This is a genomic window from Aeromonas bestiarum (genome assembly GCF_000819745.1).
GTDB lineage: Bacteria > Pseudomonadota > Gammaproteobacteria > Enterobacterales > Aeromonadaceae > Aeromonas > Aeromonas bestiarum.
This window is the reverse complement of record NZ_CDDA01000008.1, coordinates 237,272-257,804: the sequence shown is the minus strand read 5'-3', so window position 1 is coordinate 257,804 and position 20,533 is coordinate 237,272. Positions and strand designations below refer to the sequence as shown.

General features: G+C 59.9%; 21 protein-coding genes. 12 read left to right on the top strand and 9 right to left on the bottom strand.

Features of this window, described 5'->3' with window-relative positions; translation table 11 throughout:
* Nucleotides 1-70 precede the first annotated feature (70 nt).
* The 4 genes from BN1118_RS04860 to BN1118_RS04845 all read right to left on the bottom strand — a co-directional run bounded on the left by BN1118_RS04860 (nt 71) and on the right by BN1118_RS04845 (nt 3,759).
* Nucleotides 71-1,435 (bottom strand): maltoporin, encoded by a 1,365-nt coding sequence (locus tag BN1118_RS04860; RefSeq protein WP_043554772.1) that lies wholly within the window; start codon nt 1,433-1,435, stop codon nt 71-73.
* A 525-nt stretch (nt 1,436-1,960) separates the two neighbouring features.
* Nucleotides 1,961-2,401 (bottom strand): flavodoxin, encoded by a 441-nt coding sequence (locus BN1118_RS04855; RefSeq protein WP_043554771.1) that lies wholly within the window; start codon nt 2,399-2,401, stop codon nt 1,961-1,963.
* Nucleotides 2,402-2,491: 90 nt separating this feature from the next.
* Nucleotides 2,492-3,232 (bottom strand): tRNA pseudouridine(65) synthase TruC, encoded by a 741-nt coding sequence (truC, locus tag BN1118_RS04850; RefSeq protein WP_043134766.1) that lies wholly within the window; start codon nt 3,230-3,232, stop codon nt 2,492-2,494.
* Nucleotides 3,233-3,423: 191 nt separating this feature from the next.
* Nucleotides 3,424-3,759, bottom strand: coding sequence for a YqcC family protein (locus tag BN1118_RS04845; RefSeq protein WP_042867184.1), 336 nt, complete (start codon nt 3,757-3,759; stop codon nt 3,424-3,426).
* A gap of 277 nt (nt 3,760-4,036) precedes the next feature.
* Between BN1118_RS04845 and BN1118_RS04840 the strand changes: the two genes are divergently transcribed.
* The 5 genes from BN1118_RS04840 to BN1118_RS04820 all read left to right on the top strand — a co-directional run bounded on the left by BN1118_RS04840 (nt 4,037) and on the right by BN1118_RS04820 (nt 7,009).
* The gene (locus BN1118_RS04840) at nt 4,037-5,065 is read left to right on the top strand and encodes a DUF3549 family protein (protein WP_043554770.1); all 1,029 of its coding nucleotides are present in this window, start codon (nt 4,037-4,039) and stop codon (nt 5,063-5,065) included.
* Between the two features lie 74 nt (nt 5,066-5,139).
* Nucleotides 5,140-5,439, top strand: a complete 300-nt coding sequence (locus BN1118_RS04835; RefSeq protein WP_043134468.1) for a DUF3301 domain-containing protein — start codon at nt 5,140-5,142, stop codon at nt 5,437-5,439.
* A 135-nt stretch (nt 5,440-5,574) separates the two neighbouring features.
* On the top strand, nt 5,575-5,811 hold the full coding sequence (locus BN1118_RS04830; protein WP_043554769.1) for a DUF2789 domain-containing protein: 237 nt from the start codon (nt 5,575-5,577) through the stop codon (nt 5,809-5,811).
* Between the two features lie 100 nt (nt 5,812-5,911).
* Nucleotides 5,912-6,217 carry a hypothetical protein gene (locus BN1118_RS04825; RefSeq protein ID WP_042867180.1) on the top strand — a complete coding sequence of 102 codons (306 nt, stop codon included), beginning with the start codon at nt 5,912-5,914 and terminating at the stop codon, nt 6,215-6,217.
* A 6-nt stretch (nt 6,218-6,223) separates the two neighbouring features.
* A complete protein-coding gene (locus BN1118_RS04820; protein WP_043554768.1) occupies nt 6,224-7,009 on the top strand; it encodes a Zn-ribbon-containing protein in 786 nt (261 codons plus the stop codon).
* A gap of 87 nt (nt 7,010-7,096) precedes the next feature.
* On the opposite strand, the gene syd is transcribed toward BN1118_RS04820, so the two are convergent.
* Nucleotides 7,097-7,645, bottom strand: a complete 549-nt coding sequence (gene syd, locus BN1118_RS04815; RefSeq protein WP_043554767.1) for a SecY-interacting protein — start codon at nt 7,643-7,645, stop codon at nt 7,097-7,099.
* Nucleotides 7,646-7,822: 177 nt separating this feature from the next.
* Here syd and queF point away from each other — a divergent pair, with 177 nt between their 5' ends.
* The 7 genes from queF to BN1118_RS04780 all read left to right on the top strand — a co-directional run bounded on the left by queF (nt 7,823) and on the right by BN1118_RS04780 (nt 17,095).
* On the top strand, nt 7,823-8,671 hold the full coding sequence (queF, locus tag BN1118_RS04810) for an NADPH-dependent 7-cyano-7-deazaguanine reductase QueF (RefSeq protein ID WP_043554884.1): 849 nt from the start codon (nt 7,823-7,825) through the stop codon (nt 8,669-8,671).
* 255 nt (nt 8,672-8,926) lie between these two features.
* Nucleotides 8,927-11,197 carry a hypothetical protein gene (locus BN1118_RS04805; protein ID WP_043134459.1) on the top strand — a complete coding sequence of 757 codons (2,271 nt, stop codon included), beginning with the start codon at nt 8,927-8,929 and terminating at the stop codon, nt 11,195-11,197.
* A 91-nt stretch (nt 11,198-11,288) separates the two neighbouring features.
* Complete coding sequence (locus BN1118_RS04800; protein ID WP_043554766.1) at nt 11,289-12,908, top strand: GGDEF domain-containing protein; 1,620 nt, start codon at nt 11,289-11,291, stop codon at nt 12,906-12,908.
* A 150-nt stretch (nt 12,909-13,058) separates the two neighbouring features.
* Complete coding sequence (gene ppnN, locus BN1118_RS04795; RefSeq protein WP_011705076.1) at nt 13,059-14,414, top strand: nucleotide 5'-monophosphate nucleosidase PpnN; 1,356 nt, start codon at nt 13,059-13,061, stop codon at nt 14,412-14,414.
* Nucleotides 14,415-14,550: 136 nt separating this feature from the next.
* Nucleotides 14,551-15,360 (top strand): flap endonuclease Xni, encoded by an 810-nt coding sequence (gene xni, locus BN1118_RS04790; protein WP_043554765.1) that lies wholly within the window; start codon nt 14,551-14,553, stop codon nt 15,358-15,360.
* Nucleotides 15,361-15,522: 162 nt separating this feature from the next.
* The gene (locus BN1118_RS04785) at nt 15,523-16,530 is read left to right on the top strand and encodes an isocitrate dehydrogenase (protein ID WP_043554764.1); all 1,008 of its coding nucleotides are present in this window, start codon (nt 15,523-15,525) and stop codon (nt 16,528-16,530) included.
* Between the two features lie 121 nt (nt 16,531-16,651).
* The gene (locus BN1118_RS04780) at nt 16,652-17,095 is read left to right on the top strand and encodes a hypothetical protein (RefSeq protein WP_043134452.1); all 444 of its coding nucleotides are present in this window, start codon (nt 16,652-16,654) and stop codon (nt 17,093-17,095) included.
* A gap of 74 nt (nt 17,096-17,169) precedes the next feature.
* On the opposite strand, the gene rlmM is transcribed toward BN1118_RS04780, so the two are convergent.
* Genes rlmM through BN1118_RS04760 form a run of 4 tightly spaced genes read right to left on the bottom strand, consistent with a single transcriptional unit; the run spans nt 17,170 to nt 20,278 of the window.
* The gene (gene rlmM, locus BN1118_RS04775; protein ID WP_043554763.1) at nt 17,170-18,264 is read right to left on the bottom strand and encodes a 23S rRNA (cytidine(2498)-2'-O)-methyltransferase RlmM; all 1,095 of its coding nucleotides are present in this window, start codon (nt 18,262-18,264) and stop codon (nt 17,170-17,172) included.
* Nucleotides 18,257-18,655, bottom strand: coding sequence for a DUF423 domain-containing protein (locus BN1118_RS04770; RefSeq protein WP_043134447.1), 399 nt, complete (start codon nt 18,653-18,655; stop codon nt 18,257-18,259). The genes rlmM and BN1118_RS04770 overlap by 8 nt, the downstream gene beginning before the upstream one ends.
* A 31-nt stretch (nt 18,656-18,686) precedes the next feature.
* On the bottom strand, nt 18,687-19,325 hold the full coding sequence (locus BN1118_RS04765) for an alpha/beta fold hydrolase (protein ID WP_043554762.1): 639 nt from the start codon (nt 19,323-19,325) through the stop codon (nt 18,687-18,689).
* Between the two features lie 32 nt (nt 19,326-19,357).
* Complete coding sequence (locus BN1118_RS04760) at nt 19,358-20,278, bottom strand: transcriptional regulator GcvA (RefSeq protein WP_043134445.1); 921 nt, start codon at nt 20,276-20,278, stop codon at nt 19,358-19,360.
* Between the last annotated feature and the right edge of the window lie 255 nt (nt 20,279-20,533).

The window sequence follows — 20,533 nt, the reverse complement described above, 5'->3', positions numbered from 1 at the left end:
GTTGCCGTTACCCGGCGAAACAAAACTGCCCCCATACGGGGGCAGTGACTAACTTAACTGAAAGAAGTGCTTACCACCAAGCTTCCGCTTGCACACCCACTTGGTAGGTGTCTTTGGAGGTGCCGCTTTCGAAGACTTTCTGATCTTCGTCATTGGCCAGGTAGGAGGCGAACACACGGATTTCAGGACGAGCCCAGAAGCTGGAGCCGGCAGACCAGGCTTGAGCCAGGGTCAGCTTGTAGCCGGAGTCATCAACAGAGGTACCGTTGGTGGACTTGGTCTTGTCCTTGAAGTAGCCGCCTTCGAAGATGGTCTTGTTGAAGTCATCCCACTTGTACATGGGGCGAACAACGGCGGACATGGCTTCAACCTTGTCGTTGCCATCCCACATCTCGTTGCCTACACCGTAGACCAGCTGGTGACCCATCTCGAAGTTGTTGCCCATGGGAACAACACCCCAGTTGATGATGCGGAAACCATCAGCACCGTCTTTGGCTTCGGCACCGTACCAGGAACCGTCACCGTAGAAGGCCATGGTCTTGGAGTAACCTTCAGTACCGTACTGCAGCACAGTCTTGTTGAAGCCACCCAGGATGCCTTGGGTCAGTTCGGCAGTCAGCATGACGCCGTCTTTCATATTGTTGTTTTTCAGCGGTTTCTGCGCTTCAGTCTCGTTAACCAGTGCGTAGTCTACGCCCAGTTCCAGAGACGCTTCGCTCCACAGCGGGATACCGGCATAACGCAGGTCCAGTGTGTTGACGTTAACATCTTCGTTCTTGGTGTAAGTAGGATCTTCTACATAGTTACCAGTCGGGTTGCCGTTTGCATCCAAAACAGGTTTTTTATTTACACCGGTCTTAGTGTACTGACCGAACACATCGGCCGCGCTGCGGTCGTTGCGAACCCAGGCGAAGGAGATCTTGCCAGGACCGGCCTGGATGCCTTCGATACCGGCACCGGCACCGGAGATATTCCAGTAGTAGAAGTCGGAGATGTGGATGTCGTGACGTTGGTAGTAACGCTTACCGGCCCACAGGGTGGCTTCCGGTGCAAAACCCAGCAGGCCCTTGGCCTGGACGTTGAACTGGCGCAGGGCGAAATCGGAATCACCGTTGCACTGTTTGGCATCGAAGTTACAAACGGTACCGGTACCTTCCCAGTCGTTTGAACCGTTGGAAGCCATGGCGAACATGGAGTCAACGTAGAAAGTCTTGCCATCCTTGTTGAATACTTCCTGACCCAGCTGAACTTCGCCGTAGGTATCATTTTCGTTACCCAGACGACCAACCTTGTTCACGTTGTATTTAACCATGTCTCCGTCACCGGAAACGCCAACACCTGAACGGAAGTAGCCGTGGAAATCAACGGCGAAGGCGGCTTGGGAAGCCAGGGCTGCGGTTACTGCTGCAGCGATCGGGAGCCACTTTGCTTTCATTTTCATTTTCCTTATTCCCGCTGAGAGGAGTGTGATCCTGAATATCCAAGTTCTTATCACCATAAAAACGTTTAGGTGATAACCGAGGCCGATTATAGGTAGCCAATTTCGGGACAAACATGAGCTGATTCACAAAATGGCGACAAATCGCCCACCCCACACCCAAGAGGGTTTTATAGGGCATGGGAAGCAAACAATCAGCAATAACTCACCAATTAAAAACGCAAACAAGCAAAAAACATAGCTTGAAATCGCTATCAAACATTAATTCGCTTCGCTGATTAAGTATAAAATACCCAAATCAATGACAAAAACATGACTGAAATCGCTTTCAATGCGGAACTTTTAATTTTCTTGCATGTCTGTCATGACAGAAATAAATGCTCGACCAAACGAAGGGATGCCAGAAAAATAACCGGATGAAAAGTGGGAAATATGGTCAGTTGAGACTGGTCTGGCCCGGAAATAAACATCCCCCATGGGCAAACCAACGGGGGACAAATAAAGAACACAAGGAGGGGAAAACTAGAGTGTATTTTCCCAGCCGGTTAGCCAGGCCAGCGCCACTTTTTCCGGTTCATCGTCGACGGTGGCATCTATCTCCAGACGGGGCAACAGAGCCCTGGCCCCCAGCTCCTGCAACAGGTCGTCAAGCTGACGGCCTGCACCGCAAAAGTGTTCATAGCTGCTGTCACCCATGGCGATGAGCGCATAGCGCCACCCTTTCATATAAGGCGCCCGATCGGCCAGGGCGGCGGCTAAGGGTTGCAGATTGGGCGGAATATCGCCCTGCCCCGTAGTGGCGGTGATCACCAGCAGGAAGCGGGAGGCGTCCAGGTCTTCCAGCACGGCCTCATCGAAGATCTGGCACTCATGTCCGGCCTGCTGCAACTGCGCTGACAGCGTCTCGGCAACCAGCATGGCCGCGCCATAAACGGTTCCCACCACTATATCTATCTGAGCCATAACGGATTCCTTTGACTGGCGTAGCTTTACAGCATGCCACAACCCGGTCGAAGGCAACACCCGGCAGTGAGTGAGCAGGCCAGGTGAAGATCAGTAGTCGCTCTCGCTGGCGGGCCAGCCCAGCTCGGCAAACAGCTGCAAGACGTCCGGCCCCAGCGGCGCCTGGATCCGCATCGGGACTTTGAGGATCGGGTGCTCGAAACTGAGTCTGCGGGCCACCAGCAGCAGGCGTTCGCACCCCAGCTGCTCGCGAAAGAAGCGGTTGTGACGGCCATCACCATGGCTGGTATCCCCGACTATGGGGTGGAACAGGTGGGCCAGATGGCGGCGCAGCTGATGCTTGCGACCGGTTTTCGGGAACAACCTGACCAGGCTGTAACGACTGGTGGGGTGCTTCTTGGAAACCGCATGGGGCAGTTCGACCTGGTGCAGGCGATGAAATGCGGTGACCGCCTCCTGAGCCGGGCGATCCGGGGAGCTCATGGCGTCGGCTATCTTGTCCAACTGCTCTTTGAGGGGGTAATCGATCACCCCCTGCTCCGGGGCCCAGCCCCGCACCAGCGCCAGATACTCTTTGTGCACCCGACGGGCGGCAAACGCCTCGGTCAGGGTGCGGGCAACCGCAGGATCCAGTGCAAACAGCAGTACGCCTGAGGTTGGGCGATCGAGGCGATGCACGGGGTAGACGTGGCGGCCGCCGATGAGATCCCGGGTCATCTGCATGGCGAAGCGGGTCTCGGCCTTGTCGAGCCAGCTGCGGTGCACCAGCAGGCCCGACGGCTTGTTGACCGCCACCAGCCAGTCATCCTGATAGAGCAGAGTCAGCTTCATCGCGCCGCCGTCGTTAGTACAGCAACCATTGGGGCCGCCACCAGCCGGCGTTTCCTTCTGATAGGGCAGGGTCAGCTTCATCGCGCCGCCGTCGTTAGTACGGCAACCATTGGGGCTACCACCAGCCGGCGTTTCCTTCTGATAGGGCAGGGTCAGTTGCAAGGCGTTTTCTTCCTTTGCCTGCTCACTCATCATTGCTCAACCACTTTGCCGGAGAGCAGCAGATCGAAGCGGGCGATCAACCGCAGCAGGGCTTCCACGTCGGCCAGCTCTTCTTTGTAGACTTCGCTCGCCATGGGATAGAGGGAGACGCTGGTGGGCAGCGGCGCTTGCAGCATGACCAGTTGCTCCATGCGCGGGATCAGCACGAACTGCAGCCACTGATCGAAGCTCAGGGTATCGACACAGAACGGCAGCTCGCTCGCCAGGGCCTCTTCACCCGGATGCTCATCTTGCCAGCGCTCCAGGCGCTGCAACTCGGCGGTGAGTTCACCCAACAGGCCTGCTACCAGCAAATATTGATTCATCTCGTCGTCCTCTTGCTCATTCAGCCTCCCCTGTAAAACTGACACAGGCTGGCTGGGCTCATCAAAAAAGGGCGCTACTATACACCGTCCCCCTCCCCCTCTGCCATGTTCCATTGGCAGGCTGGACGCAGAGCCGAGCCCCCACAGGCTATCTGATGCAACCGCTTTATACAGCTTGACCCGCTGCGCCTGTAATAAAGCGCTCTTGGTACCCCTGCTGGCTATCTGATACAACCGCTTTATAATCGGCCCGCATCACCCTTAGCCGGATCACATCATGTCTACCATCAACACGCTGACCGAGTTTCTGACCCAGGCCGATACCCAGTTTCAACTGTTCGACATGGGTCGCCAGGTGCGACCGCTGGCGAGCGATACCTTCGTGCGCATCGAGCAGCAGCAAGAACCCTATCCCTGGCCCCTGCAACAGCACGCCTGGCTCGGCGTCCATTTCTTCCAGCCGGCGGAGTCCAGGCACTATCTCTGGTTCCTCAAGTTTGCGCTCGATGAGCGCGGTCTGCTCATCGGCAGCGGCCCCAAGCTCTTCATGGATCAAGTGGTCGAGACCCTGGGCTACAAGCTGACCGGTGATCTGGATGAAGAGAAGGCCCAGCGACTGGCCGACAACCCCTACACCTTCCGCCCGGCCGAGGCCAAGATGGCCAGCCTGCATGCCAAGCTGGCCCGCCAGCTGGAACAGGCCCCTTCCACCTACTACGACGCCCTCTGCCACTATCTGGCGGCACCAGGCGACGAAGGCTGGCAGGCGCTGGGCCTGCAAGGCTTCGCCGACATGGCCGAGCGGCTGCAGGACGAGCGCAATCTGGCGCTGGTGTGCAAGGCGTTGCCAAGGCTGCCCCAGGCGCCGCTCTACGCCCTGTGCCAGAGCCTGGAAAACGTCCCGCTGCCACCGGCCGTGCAGGGTGCCCTGTTTGAGCGCATCGGCAAGGAGCAGGAGAGCGCCGAGCCCAACCCGGAAACCCTGGCCTACCTGTGCCGGGCGCTGGCCTCTTGCAACGGCAATGCCATGCGCACCAACAAGCTGCTGACCCTGCTGCAAACCCAGCCGAGCCCGGCCCTGCTGCTCGCCATCGCCGGTCGCCTCTGGCCCGATCTGAAGGAGCCGAACCTGCTCGGCCTGTTCCTGGAGCAGCTGGCGCTGCAACCGCCCCAGTTCTTCAATCAGGTGTTTGCCGAACTGGTGACCCTGCCGGCCCTGCGCGATGATATGCTGGCCAGATTACGGGATCCGGCGCGTAGCGATGCGCTCGGTCAGGCCATAGGCCGTCTGTTTGCCGCGGCGTAACATCTGATGGAATAACGGCCGGGTGGCTCGCCACTCGGTCCACACCAGGCCACATCACAAGGAAGGAGCCCTCGATGGGTGAAATGCTCGGTATCTTGCTGCTTATCCTCATCGGCGCTGCCTTCTGGCATCAGCGCCGCCAGGCCGAACTCGCCTGGCAATACATGCGCCGCTACTGCCAGCATCACGATCTGCAATTGCTGTCGCTGGCGCGCAGCCACCGTGCACTGGCCCATCAGCCACTGCGCCTGTTGACCTACTACGAATTTGAATTTTCCAGCGATGGCGAGAGCCACTATCAGGGACAGTTGCGCATGCAGGGACTGCACATAGTCGGCGTCGACCTGCCACCCCATCGCATGCCATCCCAGTAAGCCAGCCAGCGCGACTCCCGCTGGCCCCAGACCACCTCAGGCCAGCCACTCCGCATCGTGCCCATGCCATCGCAATAGCAAGCCGGTACGGATCCGGGCCTATAATTTTCAGGAATGTCCCCCGGGAGAGATGAGATGGAATTCCTGACCCACGACCTGTCCGCCCTGTTTGCCCAGCTGGGCCTGGCCAACGACGAGCTGAGCCTGCACCGCTTCATCCACGAACACCGGCTGGACAATCAGACCCTGCTGCCCGAGGCCGATTTCTGGACCCAATCCCAGGCCAACTTCCTGCGCGATGCGCTCTGGGATGATTCGGACTGGTCGGAAGCCATCGATCAGCTGGATGTGCTGCTGCGCCAGACCGATTGAACCTCCTCCTCTCGCCAGCCCGCTTTCCAGACGAAGGCGGTTTGGTTAAGCTCTGTGCCCCGTCCAGCCCGTATCACCGCCATCCTGCGCAGGAGCCCTCATGTCCGCCCAAGAGATCATCCGCATTGCCAACGAACTGGCCGCGAAGGGGATCGCCCCCTCCACCGCCATGGTCAAGGCTCGCCTCAGCCAGCCCGTGCCCATGGCCGAGCTGCTGAAAGCGCTGAGCCAGTGGAAACAGCAACCCCAGCCCACCGAGCCATCCGCGGCTACCACGCCTGCGGTTGCCAAGCCCGAGATGGCGGCCGATGCCGCCAACCTGCAGCTGTTGAGCGAGCAGCTCAACCGGCTCGAGCAGAAGGTCGATCGCCTGACCGCTCTGCTGCTTCAACGCCAGCCGGACTGAGCCCCCATGTACATTCTCGAACTCAGCTTTGAGTGCTATCGCGATACTTCCCTCGGTGAGGCCGAGCGGGCCATAGTCAACTACCTAGACATGCTGCGCTATCAGGGCCAGATCCTTGGCCGGGAATTTCCCACCAGCATGCAGCAGGGTCAGTTCATCAGCCGGGTGGTCTGCCCCGAGCAAGACAGCCTGCACCCGGACAACCAGAGCGAACAGGTGACACTGGCTGAACAACAGCTCAATCAGGCAGGACTGCTCGCACCAAAACTTCAGCTGCAAGGGGTGGATCTGCTCTCCGACAGCACGGATCCTTGCGGCCATACCGACGAGCGGCCGAGCTGGATGCTGCTCTACACCAGCTTCCTGCACACCTGCTCGCCACTGCGTTGTGGCGACCACTTCGCCCCCATACCGCTCTACCGGCTGCCGGCCATCGCCAACGGCGACCACAAGCAGATCATCAAGTGGCAGGAGGATTGGGAGGCGTGTGATCAGCTGCAGATGAACGGCTCCATCGCCGAACACGCGGCATTGCACGAAATCGGCGAGGTAGGCAGCCGTCTGCAACGCCGTGGCAGCGATCTCGGCAAGCGGCTGGAGGCCCTGAGCGGCATTCCTACCTATTACTACCTCTACCGGGTCGGCGGGCTGAACGCCGCCGAAGAGAAGGCTCGCCCCTGCCCCGGCTGTGGCGGTGAATGGGCGCTAACCGAACCGCTGCACGAGATCTTCGACTTCAAGTGCGATCCCTGCCGGCTGGTCTCCAACCTCTCCTGGGACTTCAAGGATTAGGGGCCACGCCAGCCGTGATAAAGGGACAATGAAAAAGAGCCTTGCCAAGCGGCAAGGCTCTTTTCGTTAGGATTTGTGCAAGGCCCCTTATTGCGGCAAGGTCTCCAGCCGCGTGAGAAAATCGGGCAAGGAGGGCGCCAGCGCCAGACGGCGACCTGAGTCGAGCCACTCCAGCCACACCTGACCACTGTCGTTATCAAGGGAAATAAGCGTCATCTCGTTGCGGGTGGTGGCGATGAAGATCGATGGCGCTCGCTTCAACTTGCGCAGCATCAACAGGTGGCCGATGAGGTTCTCCCTGAGCAGGTCCAGATCCGCCTCGTTCCACGGCAGGATCAACTCAAGGCGCAACCCCTTGTAGGAACAGGGAATAGGGCGGCTGAACCAGTGACCAAACAGGGCAAGGGCTGCGGGATGCAGCACCAGCTCCAGCGCATCGGCCATGGCCGTGAAATCCGCGGGTTCACTGCGCTGCTGCGGACGCCAGGCGACCCGTCCCTCTCTGGGCTCATCCAGCTCGCAAGGGGAGCGCCAGTCAGCCTCCCATTCACACAGGGGCAGTCCCCGCCTCGCCTCGCCATCACGCTGCCAGCGTAAAAAAAAGTGTTCCAGGGCAGACAAGACTTGATCCGACATCGAAATTCCCCACAATTGCTGCCAAAGTCCGCTATTGCACCATCAAAGCCGTGAGCAGACAAGGTGAAGCGCGAGACGTCGCCACTGGGTGGCTATCCTCCCGCAACGCCGACCTGGGGCAAGGGCCCCAGCCGCTGCCAGCGCAATGGCCCATTCAACGTCCGGATCATCAAACACATGAGCAAACAAGAAAGATACGCAGGTGCCAGCGCCTTGCAGGGGCTGAGCCTGGGCCAGCAGTCCGCCTACATCAGCCAGTACAGCCCGGCCCTGCTGCAACCGGTACCGCGCAGCCTGAACCGCGACGACCTCGGCCTGACCGGCACGCTGCCGTTCCAGGGTTGTGACATCTGGACCCTGTACGAGCTCTCCTGGCTCAATGCCAAAGGCAAGCCCATGGTGGCCGTCGGCGAGGTCTCAGTCCCGGCGACCAGCGCCAACCTCATCGAATCCAAGTCGTTCAAGCTCTATCTCAACTCCTTCAACCAGACCCGTTGCGACTCGCTGGAAGCGGTACAGGCGCTGCTGGTCAAAGATCTGAGTGCCTGTGCCGGCAGTGATGTGAGCGTCACCCTGTTCCCGCTGACCCAGGCGCCCCACCACATTGCGACCCTGCCGGGGGAGTGCATCGATGAGCAAGACATAGAGGTGGACTGCTACGAGTTCGATGCCGAGCTGCTGCAGGGGGCAGCGAGCAACGAGGAGGTGGAAGAGACACTGCACAGCCACCTGCTCAAGTCCAACTGCCTGGTGACCAGCCAGCCGGACTGGGGATCCGTGGTGATCCACTATCGCGGCCCGCGCCTCGATCGGGAAAAACTGCTGCGCTACCTCATCTCGTTTCGCCAGCACAACGAGTTCCACGAGCAGTGCATCGAGCGGATCTTCACCGATCTCAAACACTTCTGTCGCCCGAGCCAGCTGACCGTCTATGCCCGCTATACCCGCCGTGGCGGACTGGATATCAACCCGTTCCGCAGCGACTGGGAAGTTCCCCCCACCAACCTGCGCCTTATCCGCCAGTAAACGCCGGGGCAGTTGACGGGAAGGCGCCTGGATACCGAGCCCCTCCTCTATCCCTGCCAGTAAACGTCGAACGCGGCAGACAGGAAGGGCTTGAATACCAGGCCCCTTCCCCTGTCACTGCCAGTCAACGCTGGACGCGGCTGACAACAAGGGGCTTGGATACCAGACCCCTTCCCCCTTCCCCGCCAGTAAACGCTGGACGGGCAGGGGGGGGCTTGGATAACATGCCCACACCCCTGTGCTGTCCTTAATCCAATGAATCAACTGTTTTTTCTGGCAATGATGATGTCCTCCCTGTCGGCTCCTGATCTGGATCTGGCCAAGGAGCAGTTGTCTATCGATCTGCAGCAGGCCCAGACCCTGGTGCTCACCGATCCTGCCAGATGTGTCCAGATCACCTCGGCCTTCCTGACACGCACAGCCAATAATCCCAAGCAAATCATCAGCAATCGCCAGGAGTACGGCTATCGCGAGCCATTGCTGAGCTATGGCACGGCCGCCCAGGCCACAGGCGCTCACCTGCTCAAGGGGGAGTGTCTGCTGCAACTGGGCCAGTTCCAGGCGGCACAGAAGTCGCTCGATCAGGGCATCGCCATGGCCGCCAAGGAGCAGCAACTGGAGTTGCAGGCTCACGGCCTCTATCTCAAGATCCGCAGCCAGAATCTGCAGGATCACTCCCATGGCGCCAGCGCCGGCCTGCTCGGCCAGCTGGAGACCCTGCTCAGCAATCCCAGCCTCAAAGAGAGCCAGCTGCAGGTCTACAGCCGCTTGCTGCGCACCAACGCCAGCATAGAGGCGCACCAGTTCGACGAGGCCAAACGCCAGCTGGCCGAGGCTAGGCGCTGGGCGAACAAGACCAAGGAGCCGCTGGCCAGCGCCTGGGTCAGCGCGGTGAGCGGCGATCTCTACCATGCCCTCAGGCAGCCCCAGCTCTCGCTAGGCGACTATATCGACGCCCAGCAACAGGCCAGGGGACTGCAGGATCCCCTCTTCCTCGGGCTGCTGTCGAACCAGATAGTGAACCTCTATCAGGCGGAGCAGGAGCCACAGAAGGCGCTGCAATACGCCAATGAGGCCGCCAACTACTTCCATGCCCTCGGCAACCCCTCCCTGCTCAGCGATGCGCTGATCGTGCTCGCCCGCCTCAACCGGGATCAGGGCGAGATGAACATGGCGCTGGTCTACTTCTTCAATGCGCTGGATCTGCTGGACGAGGGCAACAATCGCACCCGCATCGCCAATCTCAAGTACGAGATAGGCAAGACCTATCTGCAAACCGGCAACCTGACCCTGGCCCGCAACTACCTCACAGCGGCCCGCCAGTCCCACGAGCTGGGCGACGACAAGGAGCCGCTGATCGACACCCTGCTGCTGCTGGGTGAGCTGCACCTCAAGCAGAAGGAGGGTGGCATCGCCATCCTGCAGCTGGAAAATGCGCTGGCGCTGGCCAACCAGATCGGCGATGCCCAGCGCCAGTTCGAAATCTTCCGGCTGCTCTCGGTGGCCTACGAGCAGAAGGGCTACCTCAAGCAGGCGCTGGACAGCTACAAGAATTTCCACCAGCGCAGCGAGCAGGTGCGCCAGCAGCAGGTCGATCTGGAGCAAGAGGCGATCCGCGACAACTATGTCCAGGTGGAGCGGGAGCAGCAGATCAAAGAGCTGGAACAACAGCTAGATACCAGCCGGCATCAGCAGGATCGCTACCTCTGGTCGAGCGTCATCACGGGCCTGCTGCTGACCCTGTTCATCTATCTGTTCTTCACCCTCTGGCTCAAGCTCAGGGTCGCCCGCCTGCAAGGCAAGCAGCTGGGTGAAGCCATCTTGATCGAGCCGCGCACCGGCCTTGCCAACTGGCAGCGACTGATGAGCCGCTGGCCGCGCGAGATGGCCAGACGCCAGCAAAAGTCAGAACGCTGGTATCTGAGCGAGCTGCCCACCAGCGAATTCGACGACAAGCTGCACTATCTGCTGTTTCGGGTGCCCTTCCTGGTCAACAGCCTGGAGCAGCACGGCTATCAGGTGAGCCGCGAGATAGAGCAGGCCTTCGGCAGCTATGTCAACGGGCTGACGCCGCAGGATGGGCGCATCTACGATCTGCGTGAAGGCCACCTGCTCTACGTGGTGCCCCAGCGCCATGTGGAAGACCTGCACCGGCTGGCCCAGGATCTGCTCGCGGCCTTTGCCGCCTTCCCCTGCCAGCACCCGCTGGATCGCCACATCAGCCTCGGCATCGTCAGCCATCCCTTCCTGCCCAAGGCGGCGACCGCCCTCGATCACCACGGCCTGTTCGATCTCTGTTATCTGGCACTGGCCGGAGCCATTCAGCTCAGTGAAAAACACCAGCAAAGTGTCTGGCTGGAGCTGGCCGCCATCGATTGCCAACAGGCCGCGTTTTTTAATGGGGATGTGTGGCAATGCTGCTTGATGGCAATTGACAAGGGACTGGTAAAAGTAAATTCTTCTCATGAAAAGCAATGGGTTAATTGGCTTCGACTTTCACGGACGAAAGCGCCGGATGACCAATGACGATATAGATAATCAACTGGGTCTGGAACTGGGTTCGACCGCCGTTGCTATCCAACACAAAAACGATAATGACAACAGGGCGACCTGAATAATGAATGATATCGCTGCCGTAGCAGGACAATTGGCCAGACTCAGGGAATCCCTTCAGCAAAAGCAGCTGGAGCTCGACGGCATCGTCTCTTTCTCCGACACCGAGCGCGCCCGCAGCATCCAGTTCATCGGCAAGTTGATGCAGGCCTGTCGCGGCCACGATCGCGAGCTGGACAACAAGCTCGCCAAGCTCAAGCAAAAACTCGATGGCAATCCGCCGCTCTCCGCCCTCGACGCCGATCTCGCCGTCATCGAAAAGCTGTTGCAGCAGCACGGCAACGCGCTGGAAGAGTCCATCACCCTGACCAAGTCCGCCATCGACCTAGGCTCCAAGCAGCTCAAGTCCATCAAGGGCTTCCCGGAGGATACCCGCAAGTCCCTCAAGGAGTTTCTGGCGAGCCCCGATGGCTATGGCATAGGCGATCATCAGAAGAAGGTGATCCGGCTGCTGGAGTTCTACCAGCAGGCCATCAAGATCCAACTGCTGCCGACCCAGCCCCTGCTGGCGCAGGCACCCCTTGCCAGCACGCCGGCCGTGGCCATAGCCGAACTATCTTCCCCCGAGCCAACCATCCCGTTTGATGCCAAGACCCACGCCCACATAGCCGACGAGTTGCAGCGGCTCATCACCGAGCTGGACTTTGCCGGTGCCGTCGGCGAGAGCCTGGCGGATATCCGTCGCCAGTTGCTGGGTGGCATCACGCCGCCGCTGCTGGCCGAGATCTGCCTGCAGATCATCGAGCTCATCATAGAGGGCACCCGCGAGGAGCGAAAATCCTCCCAGGCGTTTCTCAGCACCCTCAACGAGAGCCTCTCGGCTGTGCATTTCAGCTTCACCGAATCCCTCGACGAGGGGCGCGCCCTGCAAAGCGCCACCCAGGATACCCGTCAGGCCATCAACAAGGAGCTGCGGGCCATCGACCATACCCTGGCCAGCCACGACACCCTCCATGAGCTCAAGGGCGCCATCTCGGGCCACATGGGCGCCATCAACCTGCTGTTGCAGGACAGGGAAGCCATGGCCGCCCGCGAGCGCCACCTGCTCACCCGCCTCTCCACCATGGAGGCCAAGCTGCGGCTGATGAAGGAGGAGACCGCCGAATACAAGAAGCGGCTCACCATCCAGAAGCACAAGCTGTTCCTCGACAGCCTGACCCAGGTGCACAACCGGGCGGCCCTCGACGAGCGGCTCGAACTCGAATACAAGCGCTGGTTGCGCTACAGCACGCCACTGTGCCTGGCCATCATCGACATAGATCACTTCAAGAACATCAACGACAACTACGGCCACATGGCCGGTGACAAGGCGTTGAAGGTGGTTGCCAAGGCGCTGCAGGGGGCTCTGCGTGACACCGACTTCATCGCCCGCTTCGGCGGCGAGGAGTTCGTGGTGCTGCTGCCGAACATCAACCCGGACAAGTACCAGAAGCCGCTGGAGACTCTGCGTCAGACCATCAAGAGCATTCCGTTCCGTTTTCGCGATGCCAGGGTCGAGATCACCATCTCCATCGGTGCCACCCTGTTCCGGGAAGGGGATCACACCACGGATGCGTTCGAACGGGCCGACAAGGCGCTCTACAGCTCCAAGAACTCGGGCCGGGATCAGGTCAACCTGGCCTGATGGCAGGCTAAAAAAGCAGCAAACGCACTTCTCCCCTATTCCCCTGCCCCACCGCTTACATCTACTATCAAATTCAAGGGATGCCACAGGGCATCCCGTTTTCTCCCCAGGGAAAAGCACAACGATAACAAGCGAGTGAAAGGGGAACCTATGATTACGCACATCAATCCTGTCGGCAGCATGGACTTGCTGTCACAACTCGAGGTGGATCGCCTCAAACAAACAGCCTCCAGCGATATCTATCAACTGTTTCGCAACTGCTCGCTGGCAGTGCTCAACTCAGGTAGCCATACCGACAGCTCCAAAGAGATACTGGAGCGCTTCAAATCCTTTGATATTCATGTGATCCGGCGCGAGCGCGGGGTCAAACTCGAACTGTTCAATGCCCCCGAACACGCCTTTGTGGATGGCGAGATCATCCGCGGTATTCAGGAGCACCTCTTCTCCGTGCTGCGCGACATCCTCTATGTCTCGACCCAGCTGGAGTCGAACCGGCTAGTCAACCTGACCAGCTCCACCCACATCTCCAACGTGGTGTTCGCCATACTGCGCAACGCCAAGGCGATCCTGCCGGGCGCGGATCCCAATCTGGTGGTCTGCTGGGGCGGCCACTCCATCAACGAGATCGAGTACCAGTACACCCGCGCGGTGGGCAGCGAGCTGGGGCTGCGTGAGCTCAACATCTGCACCGGCTGCGGCCCGGGTGCCATGGAAGGGCCCATGAAGGGCGCCGCCGTCGGCCACGCCAAGCAGCGGGTGCGCAACGGCCGTTACATAGGTCTGACCGAGCCGTCCATCATAGCCGCCGAGCCGCCCAACCCTATCGTCAACGAGCTGGTGATACTGCCGGATATCGAGAAGCGGCTGGAGGCCTTCGTCCGTCTGGGCCACGGCATCATCATATTCCCGGGCGGAGTCGGCACAGCCGAAGAGCTGCTCTACCTGCTCGGCATCATGATGCACCCGGCCAACGAGCGGCAGCCCATGCCGATCATCTTGACCGGTCCGAAGGAGAGCGCCGATTACTTCCGCGCCATCGATGACTTCGTCAAGGCGACCCTGGGCGAACCTGCCACCAGCCTCTACCGGATCATCGTCGGCGATGCGCCGGAAGTGGCCCGGGTGATGAAGGAAGCTATGCCCAAGATCCGCGAATATCGCAAATCGGTCGGGGATGCCTACTCCTTCAACTGGTCCCTCAAGATAGAGCCCGAGTTCCAGCTCCCGTTCGAGCCGGATCACGCCAACATGGCCAGCCTGGATCTGCACCGCAACCAGCCGCCCCAACTGTTGGCGGCGAACCTGCGCCGTGCCTTCTCCGGCATAGTCGCCGGCAACGTCAAGGAAGGGGGCATTCGCGCCATCGAGAAGAAGGGTCCCTTCAAGCTGCACGGCGACAAGGAGCTGATGCACCTGATGGACAAGCTGCTGGAGAGCTTCGTCAAGCAGCAACGGATGAAGCTGCCGGGCAGCCAGTACGTGCCCTGCTACGAGATAGTGCGCTAAGGCTGGCATCGCAATACGAAGAGAGGGGCGCATTGGCGCCCCTTTTTTACCTGCCTCTGGCATGCAAATGCCATCAATCCCCCATCAGGCCGGCCTGTTTGTTACAATGGCGCGTCTCGACCGCCAAGAGTGTCCCATGTCAACTATCAGGCCGCACCTGCTCATCATAGATGCCCTCAACCTCATCCGTCGTCTGCATGCGGTACAAGCCCAGCAGGCGCTGACCCCGGCCCAGGCATTGATCGCCACCCGCGCCAACCTCATCAACACCTGCCGCAAGCTGCTGGCCGGCAGCGAGCCTACCCACGCCATAGCGGTATTTGACGGCGAGGTGCACAGCTGGCGCAAAGAGGTCTATCCAGCCTACAAGGAGGGGCGAACCCCCATGCCGGTCGAGCTGCGCGAAGGCTTGAACACCTTGCAGGATGCGTTCTGGGAGTGTGGCGTGGATGCCCTGCTCTCCCAGACCGACGAGGCGGATGACCTGATCGCCACCCTGGCTACCGGCATTGCCCAGCATGGCGCCAGGGCCACCATCATCTCCACCGACAAGGGGTTCTGCCAACTTATCTGCCCGCAGATCCAGATCCGCGACTACTTCAACAAGCGCTGGCTGGATGCCGCCTTCGTCGAGCAACAATACGGGGTGGCGCCGGCGCAACTGGTGGATTTCTGGGCCCTGACCGGCATAGCTGGCTCCAACATCAAGGGGGTGCCCGGCATAGGCCCCAAGACAGCGACCCAGCTGCTGCAACAACATGGCGATCTCCCGGCCCTACTCGCGGCCTGTCAGCAGGAGGGTGCCGGCAAGCCCTTGCTCAAGCTGCGCCAGCATCAGGGTGAGGCCCTGCTGGCCCAGCGGCTGGTGCAGCTGCAGCGGGACATTCCGCTGGGGTTCAACCTGCGGGAGATACGCTATCCTCCCGTGCCAGACAGCGAAGCCTGACGGGTCTCCACCATGCCCCAGCAATCCTGCCAATCATGACGGGACTCACCCTTGCTGTTGACAAAAGCAGATAGAATGTAAAGAAACATGGAGGGTTAGGTGTAGAAATGGTATAAAACGGCCGAATCCTCCCCCTCTGTTCCCTAGAAGTGGATACCTCTCATGTCAAAAAGAAAAATTACCGTCATCCCGGGCGACGGCATTGGCCCCAGCATCATAGAATCCGCCATCCAGATCCTGGCCCACGCCGGTTGTGACTTCGAATACGAATATGCGGATGCCGGTCTGGTCGCGCTGGAGAAGCACGGCGAGCTGCTGCCCCAGGCCACCCTGGATCTGATCGAGAAGAACAAGGTCAGCCTGAAAGGCCCGCTCACCACCCCGGTCGGCGGCGGCTTCACCTCCATCAACGTCTCCCTGCGCAAGAAATTCAACCTCTACGCCAACGTCCGCCCCGTCATATCCTTCAAGGGTACCCGCAGCCGTTACGACAACATCGACATCATCACGGTACGGGAGAACACCGAGGGTATGTACTCGGGCGCCGGCCAGAAGCGCAGCGATGACAACCAGAGCGCCGAGGCGATGAGCATCATCACCCGCGACGGAGCCGAGCGCATCGTCAAGTTCGCCTTCGAGCTGGCCCGTCAGGAAGGGCGCAAGAAGGTCACCATCATCCACAAGGCCAACATCCTCAAGTCCACCTCGGGCCTGTTCCTGGAAGTGGCCCGCGAAGTGGCGGCCCGCTATCCGGATATCCAGAGCGAGGAGATGATCGTCGATGCCGCCTGCATGAATCTGGTGATGTACCCGGAGCGGTTCGATGTCATGGTCACCACCAACCTGTTCGGCGACATCCTCTCGGATCTGTGCGCCGGTCTGGTGGGTGGCCTCGGCATGGCGCCGGGCGCCAACATAGGTGATGGCGCCGCCATCTTCGAAGCGGTGCACGGTTCGGCACCGGATATCGCCGGCAAGAACATCGCCAACCCGACCTCGGTGATCCTCGCCTCCATCCAGATGCTGGAATATCTGGGCATGCAGGACAAGGCTGAACGCATTCGGGAAGCGGTGCGCGCCACCATAGAATCCGGCGATCGGGTCACCCGGGATCTGGGGGGCACGGCCTCCACCAGCGAGTTCACCCAGTCCATCATAGATCGGCTGTAATCTAGTCTAATATATTGATTTTAAAAGGGAGCCTCGGCTCCCTTTGTTTTATCTCGCGGCGCGCTACCCCCCTCATCGATTGGCTACTATGTTCAATAGATAAGGGATAAGGAGATCCATTATGCGCGCTATTTTCAGCCTGCTGCTCATCAGCAGCAGTGTCATGGCAGTAGACAGACCGGTCGACAATGCCTGGAAAGAACTACCGGCATCCGGCACCCAGCAAGCCAGCCAGGTCTGGCGCTCCACCATGGATACCAACGAGCTGCTCAAAGCGCCCAAACCGCTCTCCTTCGGGGTGGACATAGTGACCGACAGCAATGGCAACAGCCAGGTCACCCCCTATCAGAAGCTGAATCTGACCGCCGAGAAGAGCGTGAGCCTCTCCTTCGAGCAGCACAAACCCAGGATCAAGTTCAAGGCCGGTGGCATGAACACCTCCATCAAGTTGCGTGGCAACGGGGTCAAGCTGGAGTTCAGCCCGACCGATCGATCCATCCCCCTCGACATAGAGGTCAAGCTCACCGACGGCGAGTCCTCCCTGCGCTTCGACTATCGCTTCTAGGCCTGCATAAACGACAGGACCGACAGCATCTCTGCTGTCGGTCCTGTTTTCCGTTCACGGCAAGGCGCCGGACGTCAGTCCTTGGCTTCCAGCTTGGAGACCCAGTACTTGTTGTAGACGTGTACCGTGATCTCTTCGCGATCGTGGTAGAGCTGCTTGGCCTGGATGACGAAGGCGTTGTCGATCTCCTTGAGCAGGCCGCGCAACACTTCTATGTTGTGCACCGCTTCGGCGTAGCGCTTCTTCATCGGCAGCTTGAGGTTGAACACCGCCTCCTGGCAGTCGTTCTCGCGGAACCAGTCGGCAATCATGTGAACAACCCGTGCCGGCTTCTCCACCATGTCGCACACCAGCCAGTAGATGTTCTTCTTGCTGGGACGCCACACAAAACCGTCGTCACGCAGGTGCTTCACCTGGCCTGTATCCATCAGGGAGGGGGCCATGGTGCCGTTATCCACCGCAGTCACCATCATGCCGCGACGCACCAGCTGATGCGTCCAGCCGCCCGGGCAGGCACCCAGATCGACCGCCTTCATGCCGGAGGTGAGGCGCAGGTCCCACTCTTCCCGTGGCACGAACACGTAGAAGGCCTCTTCCAGCTTGAGGCTGGAGCGGCTAGGTGCATCCGGCGGGCAACGCAGACGCGGGATACCCATGTGGAATTCGGAGTTGTTGAACGAGTAGGAGTAACCGATCAGCAGGTGATCGTTGGCCATGAAGAAGGCGTGGAACACCGGACGGTGCGGCGTCTCCTTCTTGGTCAGCAACTCGTTACTGCGCAGCGCCTGACGCAGCGGCACTGTGAACTTGCGGCAGAAGGCCGACAGCTCTTTCGCCTCGTTGGTGTCGGCTGTCTCCACCCGCAGATCGCCGCAGATGGTATAGCTGGCGGCCGCCTCCAGGATGGGAGAGATCCGGTCGGAGAGCTCCAGATCCTTCAGCTCATGGGTCACCACCAGCATCTGGCGGATGAAGATGAGCTCCTTGAACGGCAGCTTGCGGGCCAGCAGATCGGCCTGCTCCTCGTCATACAGCTCGAATATCACATAACCGCTGTCGTCCTTGACCCGGGCGAAACCGTAACACTGCATGTTACTGGCACGTTCGGTGATCTCTGCCGCCGCCTCTTTCTCAAAACCGGGGCGGCAATAAAGCAGCAGATTATTCATTTTTTCCTCCAAGACGACAGCCAGCCCATATCAGAGCCGCCCATCCCAACATAAAACAGAGGCCACCGGCCGGGGTAATGAGCCCCAGCCCCTTGCTGCCGAGCAGCACCATGGCGTAAATACTGCCGGAGAATCCGAGGATCCCCAGCACAAATGCGAAGCCCGCAAAGGTGATCACCTTGCTGCGCACACCGCACCAACCCAGCACCAGCAGGGCCAGTGCGTGAAAAAACTGATATTGCACGGCTGTGTTGAACGCCGCCAGCAGCGAAGGCGTGATGCCGCTCGCCGCCAGGCCGTGGGCACCGTAGGCCCCCAGCAGGGTTGCCGTCAGGCCAAACAGGCCAGCCAACACCAACCAATGCCGCTGAAACTCTCGCTGGATCTGCATCCTTGGCTCCTCCTTGTCGCGCTCACCACCGTCAGGCCTCAACCCGAGTGGCGGCGATAAAGCTTTTTATCCGATCGGCCGCCTGTTGCAGGTTCTCCTGCTCGCTCACCCCACTCGCCTTTCGCGGTTTGAAGCCATGGTCACCATCGGTCAGCCAGTGGACCGATACGTGGGGTGAGAAGGGAAAATCTGCCAGTTCGGCGCGCGTACCGAAGGTATCGCGCTCCCCTTGCAATAGCAGGGTCGGCGTCTTGATCTGCTTGAGCACTTCGCCCCGCCAGCGGTCGGGCTTGGCCGGGGGGTGGAAAGGATACCCGAGAATGAGCAATCCTGCAGCATTCATCTCGTCCTCTCCTTCGCGATACAGCTCTGCCGCCATGCGTCCCCCCATGGACTTGCCCGCCAGAAACAGTCTGGGATGGGCAAACTCGCGCACCATCTGACGCCAATGGTCGAGCAACACGGGTGCTCTGTCCGGCGGCCTGCGCTTGCCATCCAGAGCCCGTTTGCTCATATAGGGGAAGTTGAAACGCACCACCTCGATATCGGTGCCCGCCAGCAGACGTGACAGCTCGGCGAGAAAGGCGTGTTCCATGCCGGCACCGGCGCCGTGGGCCAGCAAAATGCGAACGGGGGCATCGCTTGCCCCCTCCCTTATCACCTCAGTCATGATGTCCTCTCTCACGCAATCACCTCAGTGCCTCATGCATCGGCGAGCCGTGCCCGGCGACGGGCCTCCTCCTGCTCCACCAGCTCCAGCATCCAGTCGCGGAAGGCCACTATCTTGCCCTGATCAGACTGCTGCTCCTGGCACACCAGGTAGAAGGCGTTCTTGCTTACCAGCACCTGTTCGAACGGGCAAATGAGCCGGCCCGCTTCGATCTCGGGCTGGGCCAGCACGCTGTGGCCGAGCGCCACCCCCTGACCGTGGATCGCCGCCTGGATCACCATGGTCGAGTGGCTGAAAATGGGCCCCTGATTGACGTTGGGGGCATCTATGTCGAGCTGGCGAAACCAGGCCTTCCAGTCGCGGCGGGAGGTATCGTGCAGCAGGGTATGACGGGTCAGATCATCCGGGGTGCGCAGCGGCTTGGGACCGGTCAGCAGCAAGGGCGAACAGACGGGGATCAGATATTCGGTGTGCAACTTGTCGGATCTCAGCCCAGGCCAGTTGCCACGGCCGTAGTAGATGGCCACATCTACATCGTCGGTGAGCGACCCCTCGTCCATGTCCACCGCCTTGATCCGCACGTCTATATCCGGATGGCGTTCGCTGAACTTCACCAGCCTGGGCACCAGCCACTGGATGGCAAAACTCGGCTGCAGACTGACGGTGAGCGCCCCCTTGGCGCTGCGGGCCAGCAGCTTGTCGGTCGCCTCCGAGATGGAGCTGAAGATGTCCTTGATGTCGAGGAAGTAGCCCTGCCCCTCTTCGGTCAGCAGCAGGGAGCGGTTCTTGCGGCGAAACAGCTTGATGCCGAGATACTCCTCCAGCGCCTTGATCTGGTGACTGATGGCAGCCTGGGTCACGAACAGTTCTTCCGCAGCCCGGGTGAAGCTTAAGTGACGAGCCGCGGCTTCGAATGCTTTCAGTGCATTGAGCGGGGGTAAACGACGAGACATGAGACCAGCCGACGATGAGTTTTTCTAATGGGCCGCATTATAATTTGTCGGTTGCGGGCCGACCAGTGAATAAACATAATTCGCTTCGCAATCCGTTGTCATATGGCTCACTTTTTCTCTTCCATGTTGGTTTACATGTGATTTTTGTGAGTCAGTGGTCTGCGATTGTGGTGTTGTGTTTCTTCCTCTGCGGGAAGAGGGGCTTAAATCGAACCGATTTAACCCAGTCTGTCATCTGAATGTGTTTGGCGCCTC